Source organism: Streptomyces sp. NPDC059832 (assembly GCF_042731715.1).
GTDB lineage: Bacteria > Actinomycetota > Actinomycetes > Streptomycetales > Streptomycetaceae > Streptomyces.
Genome location: NZ_JBHWIY010000042.1, coordinates 1 through 13,136 on the forward strand (window position 1 = coordinate 1; position 13,136 = coordinate 13,136).

13 protein-coding genes and 5 pseudogenes are annotated in these 13,136 nt (G+C 67.8%); 12 read left to right on the forward strand and 6 right to left on the reverse strand.

Annotated features, from left to right (window positions below; all coding sequences use genetic code 11):
• Positions 1-260: 260 nt before the first annotated feature.
• Positions 261-398 (forward strand): hypothetical protein, encoded by a 138-nt coding sequence (locus ACFV8T_RS39780; RefSeq protein WP_385337233.1) that lies wholly within the window; start codon positions 261-263, stop codon positions 396-398.
• A 1,073-nt stretch (positions 399-1,471) separates the two neighbouring features.
• On the forward strand, positions 1,472-2,185 hold the full coding sequence (locus ACFV8T_RS39785; RefSeq protein ID WP_385337235.1) for a GNAT family N-acetyltransferase: 714 nt from the start codon (positions 1,472-1,474) through the stop codon (positions 2,183-2,185).
• A gap of 65 nt (positions 2,186-2,250) precedes the next feature.
• Here the strand turns inward: ACFV8T_RS39785 and ACFV8T_RS39790 are convergent, their stop codons facing one another.
• Complete coding sequence (locus tag ACFV8T_RS39790; RefSeq protein WP_385337344.1) at positions 2,251-2,664, reverse strand: hypothetical protein; 414 nt, start codon at positions 2,662-2,664, stop codon at positions 2,251-2,253.
• On the opposite strand from ACFV8T_RS39790, the pseudogene ACFV8T_RS39795 reads away from it, so the two are divergent.
• The 4 genes and pseudogenes from ACFV8T_RS39795 to ACFV8T_RS39810 all read left to right on the forward strand — a co-directional run.
• Positions 2,621-2,734, forward strand: a pseudogene (locus ACFV8T_RS39795) (hypothetical protein); the annotation flags it as partial. The gene ACFV8T_RS39790 and the pseudogene ACFV8T_RS39795 overlap by 44 nt on opposite strands.
• 92 nt (positions 2,735-2,826) lie before the next feature.
• Entirely contained in the window at positions 2,827-3,255 is a 429-nt protein-coding gene (locus tag ACFV8T_RS39800; RefSeq protein ID WP_385337330.1) for an integrase core domain-containing protein, read from the forward strand.
• The gene (locus ACFV8T_RS39805) at positions 3,150-3,491 is read left to right on the forward strand and encodes an SDR family NAD(P)-dependent oxidoreductase (RefSeq protein WP_385337333.1); all 342 of its coding nucleotides are present in this window, start codon (positions 3,150-3,152) and stop codon (positions 3,489-3,491) included. The genes ACFV8T_RS39800 and ACFV8T_RS39805 overlap by 106 nt, the downstream gene beginning before the upstream one ends.
• Positions 3,455-3,565: pseudogene (locus ACFV8T_RS39810) on the forward strand (SDR family oxidoreductase); the annotation flags it as partial. The gene ACFV8T_RS39805 and the pseudogene ACFV8T_RS39810, both read left to right, overlap by 37 nt.
• 246 nt (positions 3,566-3,811) lie before the next feature.
• Here the strand turns inward: ACFV8T_RS39810 and ACFV8T_RS39815 are convergent.
• Both ACFV8T_RS39815 and ACFV8T_RS39820 read right to left on the reverse strand, forming a co-directional pair.
• Complete coding sequence (locus tag ACFV8T_RS39815) at positions 3,812-4,798, reverse strand: LLM class flavin-dependent oxidoreductase (protein ID WP_385337237.1); 987 nt, start codon at positions 4,796-4,798, stop codon at positions 3,812-3,814.
• Between the two features lie 43 nt (positions 4,799-4,841).
• Positions 4,842-5,570, reverse strand: coding sequence for a glucose 1-dehydrogenase (locus ACFV8T_RS39820; RefSeq protein ID WP_385337240.1), 729 nt, complete (start codon positions 5,568-5,570; stop codon positions 4,842-4,844).
• A 263-nt stretch (positions 5,571-5,833) separates the two neighbouring features.
• Here ACFV8T_RS39820 and ACFV8T_RS39825 point away from each other — a divergent pair, with 263 nt between their 5' ends.
• The 3 genes and pseudogenes from ACFV8T_RS39825 to ACFV8T_RS39835 all read left to right on the forward strand — a co-directional run.
• The gene (locus tag ACFV8T_RS39825; protein ID WP_385337243.1) at positions 5,834-6,658 is read left to right on the forward strand and encodes an LLM class F420-dependent oxidoreductase; all 825 of its coding nucleotides are present in this window, start codon (positions 5,834-5,836) and stop codon (positions 6,656-6,658) included.
• Positions 6,659-6,721: 63 nt separating this feature from the next.
• Positions 6,722-7,150 carry a TIGR03668 family PPOX class F420-dependent oxidoreductase gene (locus ACFV8T_RS39830; RefSeq protein WP_385337246.1) on the forward strand — a complete coding sequence of 143 codons (429 nt, stop codon included), beginning with the start codon at positions 6,722-6,724 and terminating at the stop codon, positions 7,148-7,150.
• Between the two features lie 96 nt (positions 7,151-7,246).
• Positions 7,247-8,029: pseudogene (locus ACFV8T_RS39835) on the forward strand (IS3 family transposase); the annotation flags it as partial.
• Positions 8,030-8,401: 372 nt separating this feature from the next.
• Here the strand turns inward: ACFV8T_RS39835 and ACFV8T_RS39840 are convergent.
• Positions 8,402-9,040, reverse strand: a complete 639-nt coding sequence (locus tag ACFV8T_RS39840) for a CGNR zinc finger domain-containing protein (protein WP_385337249.1) — start codon at positions 9,038-9,040, stop codon at positions 8,402-8,404.
• 176 nt (positions 9,041-9,216) lie between these two features.
• Here ACFV8T_RS39840 and ACFV8T_RS39845 point away from each other — a divergent pair, with 176 nt between their 5' ends.
• The 3 genes and pseudogenes from ACFV8T_RS39845 to ACFV8T_RS39855 all read left to right on the forward strand — a co-directional run.
• Positions 9,217-9,804, forward strand: coding sequence for an alpha/beta fold hydrolase (locus ACFV8T_RS39845; protein WP_385337251.1), 588 nt, complete (start codon positions 9,217-9,219; stop codon positions 9,802-9,804).
• A gap of 253 nt (positions 9,805-10,057) precedes the next feature.
• Positions 10,058-10,912 (forward strand): alpha/beta fold hydrolase, encoded by an 855-nt coding sequence (locus ACFV8T_RS39850; RefSeq protein WP_385337253.1) that lies wholly within the window; start codon positions 10,058-10,060, stop codon positions 10,910-10,912.
• A gap of 70 nt (positions 10,913-10,982) precedes the next feature.
• A pseudogene (locus ACFV8T_RS39855) lies at positions 10,983-11,378 on the forward strand (SDR family oxidoreductase); the annotation flags it as partial.
• Between the two features lie 108 nt (positions 11,379-11,486).
• Here ACFV8T_RS39855 and ACFV8T_RS39860 read toward each other — a convergent pair.
• Both ACFV8T_RS39860 and ACFV8T_RS39865 read right to left on the reverse strand, forming a co-directional pair.
• Positions 11,487-11,624: pseudogene (locus tag ACFV8T_RS39860) on the reverse strand (transposase); the annotation flags it as partial.
• A 201-nt stretch (positions 11,625-11,825) separates the two neighbouring features.
• Positions 11,826-13,124 (reverse strand): hypothetical protein, encoded by a 1,299-nt coding sequence (locus ACFV8T_RS39865; RefSeq protein WP_385337255.1) that lies wholly within the window; start codon positions 13,122-13,124, stop codon positions 11,826-11,828.
• Positions 13,125-13,136 lie beyond the last annotated feature (12 nt).

Below are 13,136 nucleotides of genomic sequence, written 5' to 3' on the forward strand. Positions count from 1 at the left end.
CGCAGCCAACTCCTCACTCAGCACACACGGTCAACGAAACGACCGATCAAGAAGACACGCCATCACGGACCGCACATGACCAAGCACTACTAGGGGTGGTGCCCGCGGGCTGCTCCTGGCGGCGGGCCTGCTGAGGGATCACCAGCCCGAACTGCGCGGCAGCTGCCGCGCCGCGGTACGCGGCGGCCGCCGCCCGCAACAGCGCCGCGCACCGTGCCGCCGCACGGTCGTCTCGGGTGAATCCGGATATCGCGGCAGCGGTGGAGCGACAGACCGCCGCGCTGCGGGAGCTGTCCCGCCGCGCGTTCCTCGAGCCCGACGTCGTCGCGGACGATGCGCCGGGCCCCGAGTGCACCGGTACCGCCGGGGTCGTCCCGCCGTTGGAACGGGCCGTGTGACTCGCGAAGCAGCAAGGTCTGCGCTCGGGCGGTCGCGCCGTCCAGAGAATCGACTCGCGTTGCGCGCTGAACCGGGCTGCTGCTGGGTCGTCATCTACCGCCTCGTACGGCGCCTTCTACTTCTTCGCCCGCCCGTTGATGTTCGCCGGAGTCGTTGTTGGTGCTTCTGCACCTGATGTGGGTCGCGCCTCCTTCACGACGGCGGGGTTTGTCCCCGACGCTGATCGAGGACGCGGCCGCGACCAGAATCCGCAGCACGGTAGGAGTGCTGGTATCGACGCTCCATACCGTCTCCGGTACGGGCCAGGATCCCTGCGATTCCTTCTGGCCGGGGGCGGATCCCTTCGCCGGCGTGGAGGGGCCGGGCAACTGTCCGTCTGTGTCTGCTCGTACCACCAGGCTGCGGCGTCGTTCTCGCCGAGGGACAGGCGGTGCAGATACAGGCAGTAGGACGCGGCCCTGTCTCCGGCTCCGGAGGCGTACTGCCACCACGACCGGGCCCCGTCCTCCGACTCGGCGAGCTGGAGGATGCAGCCCAGCACCCGGGCTCCGCCCGGATCGGGCAGTGCCCCACTCTGCCCTCACGCCGACCGGCAGCCGGTCCAGGTCGGCGAGCACCGCGAGGCGGGCTGCTTCAGCAGTGTGCTCGGGCAGCGGGCTGGTGGCGATGTCCTCCATCACCATGCGGGTGACCAGGTGGGCCCGGTTGTCGCCGGCACCCCGTCTGCACCAGGCCACCGCAGAGCTCGCCGCGCTCGGGCGCACCCTGCCCTGGTCCGTGGAGCCGCACGAACGCTGGCCAGGGAAGGAGCATTCACACACTGGTGAGGTCACGGTCGGCCGGCCACCATCGCCTGGCTGGATGGACGAGCAGAAGGCGACCGTCGGCGGGCTCCGCCAGGAGTGCCTGCCCCTGTCGGAAACCGTCAGTACCCACCCGTACTGGAAGTCGCTCACCGGCGAGGAGCTGGTGAAACGGCGGATGGAACTCAAGTCGACCACTCGGCTGGAGGCTGTGCCCGCAGCCGGCGCAGCCCGACCCCGGGGCCCCTGCGGCGAGACCGGAAGGCCGGATGGCCGTGCCCGCCCCGTTCCTCCGGACAGAAGCGCTCGCCCCTTCGCCCTCGGCGCCCGTTCCCGGAGCGCCGGAAGGTTCAGGACCGAACCAGGGCAGAGGCCCCGATGGCGGCCACCGGGATGTACCGGAACGGTACGGTACGGGCATGGCTCTGACTGACGAGAATACTGAGGTGACGCAGTCCATCACCTACCGCGTGGCGGAGAGTGAGAGGGACAAGTCCGCCGTCATCAAAGGCGAGTTCACCTCGGACAGCGTCTTTGAAGTGGTGGGATCCGAGAGCGGATTCACCATCCGGCCCGCCCGACTGGTCCCGCCGGTCCACAAGGTCTTCCCCGACGACGAGCCCGACGACGATGACACGTCACGGGACGGGCGCCGGTTCGTTGCGCTGGATGGCGATCACGTGTGCGGCTATGTGGACACGGAGTACGAGCCCTGGAACCGGCGGCTGATCATTGCTGACATCGAGGTGGCCGGACCGTACCAGGGCCGGGGAATCGGGCGCACGCTGATGAGCCACGCCATGGAGCGGGCCCGGGAATGTGGCGCAGGGCATGTGTGGCTGGAAGTGACGAACATCAACGCCCCGGCCATCCGTATCTACCAGCGGATGGGCTTCAGCTTCTGCGGCCTGGACACATCCCTCTACAGCGGTACCGTGTCCGAGGGGGAGACCGCGCTGTACATGAGTCGCTGCCTTGGCTGAACCCGCCCCTTCCTGGACGGTTGCCGGTGAAGATCGAAGGTCCTTCACCGACAACCGGCGCACGGTCAGTCCGTCTCGCTGCCCGATGCCGCGAGCGCGTGCCAGAGCAGCCCCGACGTGGCCCAGGCCGAGGTCTCGTCGCCGAACCACTCCTGGGCCGACCTGACCGTCAGCGGTGACCTCTCGTTCCTCGACGCTTCGCGCAGGCGCCCCATTTCGTCGGTGGTGAGCCGCACGGTGACCAGACCCGTCCTGCGCAGCGAGGAATCACGGTCCGGCTGCGACGAGCGGTGGGTCCGGGAAAAGCGGTCGAAGAACGGCAAGCGGCCCGGGCCGCCGGTGCACGACGACCTAGTCCGGCGTGACTTCACCGCGAGCGCGGTGAACGTGCTGTGGCTGACCGACACCATCGAACACGCCACCGATGAGGGCAAGGTGTGCCTGTGCGCGGTCAAGGACGCCTTCTCCGGCCGGATCATCGGCTACTCCATCAGCAGCCGGATGCAGGCACAGCTCGCGGTGAACGCGCTGAACAACACGGTCGCACGGAGGGGAGACTCGGCCGGCTGCGTCGTCCACTCGGATCGCGGGCCGCCCGGTACACCGCGGCCGCCTTCGCCGACGTCTGCAGCTGGCACGGCATCCGTCGCAGCACGGGCCGGGTCGGCCCGAGCTATGGCAATGCCCTCGCCGAGTCGTTCTTCCAGGGCCTCAAGCGCGAGTTGCTCCACGGGAGGAGCTGGACCTCCAAGGCACAGACCCGGCTCGAGCTGTTCCGCCGGCTGTCGTACTACAACCGGCGCCGTCGGCATTCCGCGCTCAGCTACCTCACACCAGCCGAGTTCGAACAGCAACTGATCACGTCACGTACGCTGTCACTCGTTGCACGAAACCCGGTGTCCACTCCCGGGGATCAACATCAGTCGGCGCGATCGGCGTCCTGGTCGACAACGCCGGGCAGGTCATCTGGGCGCCGACCGAGGAGAGGAAGGTCTCCGACTACGACGCGATGTTCGCCAGCAACGTCCGCACACCGTTCTTCCTCGTGGCGGCTTTCGCCCCGGCGATGACGGCGAAGGGATCAGGAAGCCTGATCAACATCGGCAGCATGGCCGGCAGCCCCGGCCTGGCCACCGGCGCCGCGTACGGCGCGACCAAGGCCGCGTTGGTGTCACTGACGCGAGGCTGGAACGGCCGAGTACAGCGGCCGCGGCGTCCGCTTCAACACCGTCGCCCCCCGGCCCCGTCTACACCCGCCCCGAGGCTCGCGACCTGTTCGACGCACTCGCCGAGACCACTGCGATGAAGCGGGCGGCCGAGCCCGCCGAGATCGCCGAAGTCGTCGCATTCCTCGCCTCGCCGAAGGCCGGCTACGTCACCGGCGCGACCGTCGCCGCACCGCCATCTGAGCCCGCCCGCTCTGACAGGAAAGCTCGTGAGCAACGCCGCGTGCGGCCTGAGCGTCGACGCCGACGACGAGAGACTCGCCCACTTCTGGTCGAGGCACCCGGGAGGGATGTTGCCTCAGGTGCGAGCCCCGGATTCGCCACACCCGACCCGTGCGGGGCACCCCGCAAGGAGGGCCACCGTACGCACCGCGCGCGGGGTGGGGCGACGCGTCGGCCCCTATACGTCGCGGGCGATGGTGATGAATCGTTCGAGTTCGCCGGGGATGTCGGGGCCGGTGGGCTGGTAGGCGATTTCGGTGATGCCGTCCCGGGCGTAGGCGCTGAGCCTGTCGCGGATGCGGTCGGGGATACCGGTAACGGTGGTGGAGGTGATGGCCTGCCAGCTTCCTGCGTTCCAGGCAGCGATGTCGGCCGCGTTGAGGTCGGTGAGGTGCTGGTCGTGCACGGCCAAGTGGCGTTGGGCGCGGGGATGGGCGGTGATGGCGTCGAGCCAGGCTTTTCCGCCGGGCAGGGCGGTGGGGTCGCCGCCGAATTCGTAGGCGGCGTGGTGGGCCAGAGCGTTGCCGGGTCCGGCGGCGGCGCGGACGCGCAGGGAGTCGAGTGGTTCGTCCTCGCCCAGGACGGTGCCGTGGATGGCCAGGGCAGCCCAGGTGAATTCGTGGGCGTGGGTGGTCTCGCCGTTGACGCTGAAGAGGCCGTCAGCGATCTCGCGGGTGACAGCGAGACCTTTGGGGCCGAGCGCGGAGACCAGCACCGGAATGTCGATGGGGCGCTGCGGTGCGTTCGTGTCGGGATGCATCATGCGCATGGGGGCCCCGTCCCATTCCACAGTCTCACCGCGCAGCAGACCGCGTACCGTCCGGACGTAGGCACCGAGATAGGACCAGGTGGCCGGAGGTGCGCCGAGGGCGCGCGTGCCGTTGAAGCCAGTGCCGAAGGCGAGGGTCACTCGGCCGGGTGCGAGGGCGGCGAGGGTGGCGGCGCCGGAGGCGTTGACCATCGGATGGCGCAGTGTCGGGACGAGGACACCGGGGGCGAGGCCGATGCGATGGGTGCGTTCGGCGGCCAGTGCCAGCATCGCCCACACGTCGGGGCTTTGGGCGGGAGTGTCGTGAAGCCAGGCGCGGTGGTAGCCCAACTGATCGGCGACGGCGATGTGTTCGGGCGAGTGCAGGGATGTGGCGAACTGACAGGAGATGTCCATCGGCCAGGCTCCTTGGACTGGAAGGAAATTTCCAGTTGCGTTATCAGATTTGCGCTCTGCCGCCATCAACGAAAAGTTCGATTCCCGTGACGAAGCTGGAGTCGTCCGAGGCCAGGAAAAGCGCCGCCTTGGCGACTTCGTCGGGCTCCCCCATGCGGCCCATCGGGATGGTGGACGCAATCCTCTCGATGGCGTCCTGGGGCTGCGCCGCCACAAGCGGCGTTTCGATCGGGCCAGGGCTGAGGACGTTGGACCGGATACGGCGATCCTTCAGCTCTACCGTCCATCCTCGAACGAAATTTCGGATGGCAGCCTTGCTGGCGCCGTAGACCGAGAACCCGGGGGTTCCTTTGACGCTCGCAACGGATCCCGCGAGAATGACAGAAGCTCTGTCATTCAATAGCGGTAGGGCCTTCTGTACCGTAAAGAGCGCCCCCTTCACGTTGATGTCGAAAATTTTGTCGAAATGGTCTTCCGTGATGTCTTCCAGCGAAGCGAACTCACCCAGACCGGCGTTGGCGAAAACGACATCGATCCGACCCTTCGCCTTGACGGTCTCGTAGAGGCGGTCAAGGTCGGCCAGTTCGGCGACGTCGCCCTGAACGCCGGTTACGTTGCCGCCGATTGCCTGTACGCCTTCATCGAGTTCTTTCTGGCGGCGGCCCGTGATGAAGACATAGGCGCCCTCTCTGACGAAGAGCTTCGCTGTGGCCAGCCCGATCCCTGTGGTGCCACCGGTGATGACCGCAATCTTTCCCTGCAGCTTGCCCATGGTTACTGCTCCCGATAGTGGCGGATACGGATGGTCGGACGGCCCGGGTTCGCCCCGGAGGATGTAATCATCATTCGGAAAGATCAGGTTGAGTCGATACACCCACGCCCAATGGCGAATTAATCCACCGAGCGGCTGCAGGTCCGGACCCCGCTCCGCGATGGTTCTCCCGGGTGGTCATGGGGGCGGGATCATCCGGGGCGGGTAGTCAGGGATCTGTACCACCAGTTCCTTTCCCCTACTCGCCCCTTTGAGGAGCCGTCGTGAAATTCGGGGTCTCGACCTTCATCACCGACCAGGGCATCAGCCCGACCTCGCTCGGAACCGCCCTTGAGGAACGCACATTCGACTCGTTGTTCATCGCCGAGCACAGCCATATCCCGGCGAGCCGCGAGACGCCCTACCCGGGGGGTGGTGAGCTGCCGGAGATCTACTACCGCACCCTCGATCCCTTCGTGGCCCTGACCGCGATCGGTGTGGTGACCGAGCGACTGCTACTGGGGACCGGCATCGCGCTGATCCCGCAGCGCGACCCGATCATCACGGCGAAGGAGGTGGCCTCACTCGACCTGGTCTCCGGTGGCCGCGTGATTCTCGGCGTCGGTGTCGGCTGGAACCGTGAGGAGATGAGGAACCACGGCACCGACCCCTCCACCCGCGGCCGGCTCGCCGACGAGCGGCTGCGTGCCATGCGGGAGCTGTGGACCGCGGAGAAGGCCGAGTTCCACGGCGAGTTCGTGAACTTCGATCCGGTCTTCGCCTGGCCCAAGCCCGTGCAGCGCCCCCACCCACCGATCTACGTCGGCGGCGGCGAGGGCGCGTTCCGACGGGTGGCGCAGCTCGGCGACGCGTGGCTGGCCAACAGCGTGTCGCCGCAGGAGCTCGGTCCGCAGATCCAGCGGCTGCGCGCCGTCGCCGACCGCGAGGTGCCGGTGACGGTGTACGCGGCTCCCGACGATCCCGAGCAGATCGAGGGCTACATCGGTCTGGGGGTCGAGCGGCTGCTGTTCTATGTACCGACGATGCCTGAACGGGAGACGCTGGAGTACCTGGACCAACTGGCCGAAGTCGCTGCCCGGTACCGCTGAGGCGCCAGGAATGCGGGACCGGTTTGCGATTCCGTACCGCCGTAACTATCGAGGTGGGGTGCGATGCCCGCTCTGACGGGAGCCGAGGCCCGGGAGCGGTTCGCCGCGGTGCGCATCGCCCACCTCGCGACGGCCGACACGGAGGGCCGCCCGCACCTGGTTCCGGTGGTGTTCGCTCTGGACGGCGACACGGTGATGCTGGCCGTGGACCACAAACCGAAGCGGACGACGCGGCTGAAACGTCTGGCCAACATCACCTCCAACCCGTCGGTCTGTCTGCTCACCGACCACTACGAGGATGACTGGGACCGCCTGTGGTGGGCCCGGGCCGATGGCGAAGCCCGAGTGCTTCCGCCGGCGGACCGGTCCCCCGAAGCGGTCCGCTGCATCAGCCTACTCACGGCGAAGTACCAGCAGTACGCCGACCGGCCACCCGGCGGACCGGTGGTCGAGGTCTCGGTCCTGCGCTGGAGCGGCTGGCGGGCGTCGTGACAGCACGTCGTCAGAGAGTGCGAGCACTTCGGCCTTCAAATCCAGGAGGCGGGCCGGGCCCCTGCGGGCGAGCAGCCGCGCTGTCGCGCGCCTGATGCCGACTTCGGCGTGAAGCGGATCTGCCGGGTTCTGGGCGTCTCCCGCTCCGGCTACTACCAGCACCGGGCCACTGCGGACGCCCGCGCCGAACAAGCCGTCGAGGAAGAGCGAACAGTGTCGGAGATCCGACAGATCCATGCCGACCACCAGGGCACCTATGGCGCCCTGCGCGTCCATGCCGAACCCCGTTCCCGCGGGAGAGGGATCAACCGCAAGCGCGTGAGCAGACCGATGAGGATCAACCGCATCGCCGGACGGCACCTGCGGCACAAGAAGCGCATGACCATTCAGGACAAGACTGCCCCGCCTGTGCCGGACCTGGTGATGCGTGACCTCACGGCGCATATGCAACACCAAGTGGTGCGGCGACATGACGTACGTCGCCGTCGCTCGACCTGGGCATTCGCCACGGCCATCGACATCTGCCCGCGGCGCGTGATCGGCTGGTCGATCGCGGACCACATGCGCACCTCGCTGGTCACCGACGCGATCGAGATGGCCGTGGCCGCCCGCGGCGGGCAGGTCCGCGGCGTCGTCTTTCACACGGACAGGGGCGCGCGATATGGATCGGCCGCCCTCGCCGAGTCGTTCTTCCAGGGCCTCAAGCGCGAGTTGCTGCACGGAAGGCGCTGGACCTCGAAGGCGCAGACACGGCTGGAGCTGTTCAGGTGGCTGTCGTACTACAACCGGCGCCGCCGCCACTCAGCCCTCGGCTACCTCTCGCCGGCCGAGTACGAACAGCAATTGCTCACGTCACGTACGCTGTCACTCGTCGCGTGAAACCCGGTGTCCACCCCCGGGGATCAACCTCACAGGGCCGACCTCAAGCCGGACCCTGAGAATCGCCCACCAGAAGAACAACGCGACGCCGACGGCCAGCCCCGACCACAGCCCAGCCAACCGCGCCGTCTCCGCTCCCGGAGAAGAAACCCACCCAGCCCAACCGAAGAGCGCCTTCACCCCTACGACAGCCGGGATCACATAGCCCGCCACGCGAGCCGCCCCACCCACCCGCCACACCGGCACCGAGTCCCCACCCTGGTCATCCATGCCCGCATTGTGAGCCACACAGCTTGACCAAACACATAGGGGCACCCCCACCCAGGGGCGCCAGGCCCCCGAACCGACCCAGTGTTCCCAGATGTGCGTTGGTCACGCGCCTGCGGTGTCCCGGATCTTCCTGACCCGGTTGCGGTGTGCGGTCTGCTTCGCGCGGTTGCCGCAGATCGCCATGCTGCACCACCTGCGGACGCGCCCGCGGGTGTGGTCAACGAACATGAGTGTGCATGCCGGGCCTTCGCAGGCCTTGACGTCGGAGAAGTCCTCCTCGCTGAGGAGTCTCGCCAGCGCTTCGCCGATGGGCAGCAACAATGAGTCCGGTGAGCGCCAACGGCGTGTCCTCCGCAGTTGGAAACCTGGTCCGTTCTGCTGTTTCGCGAAGTCGAGTTGGAAGAATCCCTCGTCTCCTGCGAGCAGTCGGTTCAGGGGCGCCAGTTCTGCCAGGGTCTCCGCCTCCAGGGGCCTGCCCTTGTGTTCGCGGACGAATGTTCGGAACTCCTCGCGGAGGCTCCGCGCCTGGGCGGCGACTGTGTCGAGCTCGCCGGGCATGGCCTGCTCCCGCAGTGACGCGAGTGTGTTGGGTGAAACCAGCTCCGCCTGCCCCAGCCAAGCCAGCAGGCCGACGCCGTCCTCGATCCAGTCGATCTGTGTGCCGACAGGTGTCGCGACCGAGTTGAGGAAGTCCAGACCTGGAGAATCGGCCAGGAAAAGAGCCGGAGTGTGTGGGGCCATCCTGGCTGCCCTTCCCGTGCGTGAGTGTGTGGCGTCAGCGGTGGAACGCGGCAGTAACCCCCCTGAGCCGCTTTGACAAGTTACCACGACGCTCGTAACCTCGAAATTGAGATCAGGGCGGTTACTTCTTAGAGTACGCCAACTCGCCGAGCAGGCCGTCCCGGAAGGGACAGTCAATGTCTGAGAGCAACGTCGGAGTGGTGCTGGCCCACGGGGCGTGGACCGACGGGTCAAGCTGGAACAAGGTGATCGCCGGGCTCGGATCCGAAGAGGTGAAGGCGGTTGCCGCGCCGCTGCCGCTGACCTCACTGGCCGACGACATCACGGCGCTCGACCGGACACTGGAATTGGTCGACGGTCCGGTGGTGCTGGTCGGTCACGCCTACGCCGGCGCGGTCATCGCCTCGACGAACGACGAGAAGGTCGCCGCACTGGTGTACATCGCCGCACTCGCACCGGAACAGGGCGAGACGGTGGCCGATGTCTTCTACCGAGCGGAGCCGCACCCCCAGGCACCCAGGATCGCCCCCGATCGCCACGAACTGATCTGGCTGCCCGAGGATGCCTTCGCCAACGCATTCGCCCAGAACGCCTCGGGGCAGGAGCAGGCACAACTGGCCGCTACGCAGCGGCCCCTCGCGGCTGCGGCCATCGGAGTCCCGGTGGGGCGTCCGGCCTGGAAGGACCGGCCCAGCTGGTTCCTGGTGGCCGAGGAGGACCGCATGACCCCCCGGACACCCAGCGGTTCATGGCCCGGCGGATGAAGGCCCGGGTGCGCACGGCCCGCGTCGATCACCTTCCCATGCTCACGGCGCCGGGAGCGGTCGTCGACATCGTGATGGAAGCCGTGCGCGAGGTCGGGTCGGAGAGGTGTCGGATCCGGCGAAGGTGGCGGTCATCCGAAAACGCACAGGCGGATAACCCTTCAAGCGCCGTTTGAACAGTCATTGATGGAGTCGATTTCAGTAGTTCTCGCGGCCACGCTCCGTTGGCTGCCCAGAAAAAAGGGGGAACGTCATGGTTGACATTGCATACCGCACGGCTGACGTGGACGGCCTGAAGGTGTTCTACCGGGAAGCCGGGGCACCGGATGCGCCCACGCTGGTCCTGCTGCACGGTTTCCCCTCCTCGAGCCACATGTTCCGCGAGCTGATACCCCTGCTCGCCGACAGGTTCCACATCGTCGCCCCTGACCTGCCCGGCTTCGGCAAGTCGGACATGCCCCCACGAGACGACTTCGACTACAGCTTCGAACACATCACGGATGTGATCGACCGTCTGACGGAGGTACTGAGCCTGGATCGCTTCGCACTGTATGTGTTCGACTACGGCGCGCCGGTCGGATTCCGGATCGCCGCCCGCCATCCCGAGCGGATCAGCGCGATCGTGTCGCAGAACGGCAACGCGTACCAGGAAGGCCTGAGCGAGAACTGGAATCCGGTGCAGGCGTACTGGAGGGCCCCGTCGACAGCCAACCGGGAAGCGATCCGGACGCTCGTACAGCCGGAGACGACGGTCTGGCAGTACCAGCACGGCGTGCCCGACGAAACGCGGGTCAGCCCGGACGGCTACGAGCTGGACAACCACTACCTCGCGCGCACCGGCGCGGACGAGATCCAGCTCGATCTCTTCCTCGACTACGCGAGTAACGTCGCTTTGTGCCCCACATTCCAGGAGTACTTCCGGACCAGGAGGCCGCGACTGCTCGCGGTGTGGGGCAGGAACGATCCGTTCTTCCTGCCCGCCGGGGCCGAAGCCTTCAAGCGCGACATCCCCGAAGCCGACGTGCGATTCGTCGACACCGGCCACTTCGCCCTGGAAACCCATGTCGAGGAGATCGCGACGGCGATTCGCGGCTTCCTCACCAGCTAGGCAGCGAGCGGTCGGTGTGCGGATCGCGCACGGCAGGGGGCCCCGGTGACCACTGCTCGAGGCACTCGTCATCGACCTGGACCTGTCGGACCGGGCGGCGGCCGCAACGGTGGTCGGGCAAACCCTCGATGCCTTCAAACGCATCGACACTCTGGTCAACATCGCAGGTGCGGTCCCCCAGATCGATCTCTTCGAGATGACGGACGAGCAGTGGGACGCGGGCCTGGGCCTCAAGCTACACGGGGCCCGGCGACTGACGATCGAGGCATGGCCGGCGCTGACCGAGACCAAGGGTTCCGTCGTGCTGATGTCGGGTAACTCCGCCATCTTTCCCAAGGCGCCCTACGCGGCGGTGGGCACGATCAACGCGGCGATCACCGCCCTCGCGAAGGCCTTCTCCGACCGTGGCATTGCCGACGGCGTCCAGGTCAACAGCGTCATGCCGGGCGCTGTCATGACGGATCGCCGCCGCTCGTACCTCGAGCACTGGGCGCCCATCCACGGCATGACCGTCGAGGAAGCGACCGACAAGTTCCCGCAGAAGGCCGAGATCGGACGCTACGGCCGCCGAGTCGCGCACCGCAGTCTCGGTCAGATCGAAATCCTTGGCGATCTGACCGACCGAGCGGTCACCGCGTCGGCCCAGTTCGACGACCTCGGCTTTGAACTCCGGCGTGAACGAGCGGCGACGGCGAGGCCTCTTCTTCCCCATGCTCTCCATGATGGACATCCTCCCGGGGGCTGAACCCCTGATCTCGAATGTCCGTCAAAGCGGATCAAGTTCACTCCGAAGCCGTCCTGGCTACCGGTCTCGCGCCGTCCGGCCTGCCGGAGCAGGTCGCCCCCGCCCGGTTTCAGGCCGGACGGGGGCGCCTTTGTCATACAGGGACGTCAACTCACAGAGCTACGGAGATCACGGAGCGAGGAGGTGGCCTGCGGCAACCGCCGACGCCACCGTCCCTCCGGTCACCACCGCCGAGGCCGCGTACAGCGGAACCCTTGGCGCCCACTTCCGCAGCGTCCTGGAGCGGGAGACGCGGTCCAGTAGGGCGTCCCGGCCACGCAACACGATCAGGCCGACGCCTGTGAGCGTCAGCGCCATGCCGAGGCCGAAGGCGACAACCATCGCAAGGGCGATGCCGACCTTGTCGGTCAGCAGGCCGGTGAGCAGGACGAGGAAGGCGGATGGCGAGGGGAGCAGGCCGCCCGACGCGCCGAGAAGCACGAGGCCTCGCCAGGTGAGGAGGGACGGGGCATCCGGGATGTGATGGCTGTGTCCGTGATCGTGCCCATGCCCATGCCCGTGTCCATGTCCATGTCCATGTCCATGTCCGTGATCGTGATCAGGCCCGTGATGGGAATGGTGGTGGCTTCGGTGGCGCAGATGCCGCCGCAGCAGGCTCACCCCCACCCCGGCCACCACCAGCGCGGCGATCAGCTGGAGCCACCCCGTCAGCGCCGCGATGTCCGGCGTGCTGTTCGCCGCCAGCCACCAGCCGACCGCCAGCGCGGCGACCGAGAACGTGTGCATCACTGCGACGATCCCGCCCAGCCACACCGCGTCGCGCGGCCTGCCCTTGGCGCCCACCAGATACCCGGCGGCCAGCGACTTCCCGTGCCCCGGCGCGCAGGCGTGGAGCGCACCCACGGCCGCGGCCACGAGCAGAGCCAGCGGGAGGGCCGCGCCGTGGTCGAGCAGTGAGGTCAGGTCGGTTGTCCAGGCCCGCCAGCCCGAAGCGGCCGGTGAAGCCACGGCGGTCCCCGCGGCCGCCGGTTTCAGGGTCAGCGTCCGCGTCGGCTCCTGCGCCGTGTGCAGCCCGCCGGAGCCCGTGCCCGTCACCGACAGTGTCCGGTACGCCGGGTCGACGTCCGCCAGCGCCGTGACCGTCAGTTCGATGCGGTCGACCGGCCGCGGGCAGACGAAGTGGAGCTTCACGCCGTCCGCCCGGTTCACACGGCAGGGGCGGCCGTCCTGGCGTACGACGATGTGCGAGCGCAGATAGCCCGCCTCGTCACCGCCGGACTCGTTCTTCAGGACGGCGATGTCGTCCCGCTGCGCGGACCAGGTCGCGTCGACGGCGGTGCCCGCCGCCTCGATCTTCACGACGGGAGGGGTTCCGAAGGGGTGCGCCTGCGCCGTCCCCGCGCTGCCCAGGAGCAGCGTGAGGACGGCAGCCAGCAGGAGCAGCACCCCGCTGCGAGGTGATCGCACGGTGGTGCTTCC

What these genes read in the sequence shown, in the direction of transcription:
- ACFV8T_RS39785 (WP_385337235.1), top strand. Translation starts at nt 1,472, where the DNA reads ATGGCCGTGCCCGCCCCGTTCCTCCGGACAGAAGCGCTCGCCCCTTCG.
- ACFV8T_RS39790 (WP_385337344.1), bottom strand. Translation starts at nt 2,664, where the DNA reads ATGATCCGGCCGGAGAAGGCGTCCTTGACCGCGCACAGGCACACCTTG.
- ACFV8T_RS39815 (WP_385337237.1), bottom strand. Translation starts at nt 4,798, where the DNA reads ATGGACATCTCCTGTCAGTTCGCCACATCCCTGCACTCGCCCGAACAC.
- ACFV8T_RS39820 (WP_385337240.1), bottom strand. Translation starts at nt 5,570, where the DNA reads ATGGGCAAGCTGCAGGGAAAGATTGCGGTCATCACCGGTGGCACCACA.
- ACFV8T_RS39830 (WP_385337246.1), top strand. Translation starts at nt 6,722, where the DNA reads ATGCCCGCTCTGACGGGAGCCGAGGCCCGGGAGCGGTTCGCCGCGGTG.
- ACFV8T_RS39840 (WP_385337249.1), bottom strand. Translation starts at nt 9,040, where the DNA reads ATGGCCCCACACACTCCGGCTCTTTTCCTGGCCGATTCTCCAGGTCTG.
- ACFV8T_RS39845 (WP_385337251.1), top strand. Translation starts at nt 9,217, where the DNA reads ATGTCTGAGAGCAACGTCGGAGTGGTGCTGGCCCACGGGGCGTGGACC.
- ACFV8T_RS39850 (WP_385337253.1), top strand. Translation starts at nt 10,058, where the DNA reads ATGGTTGACATTGCATACCGCACGGCTGACGTGGACGGCCTGAAGGTG.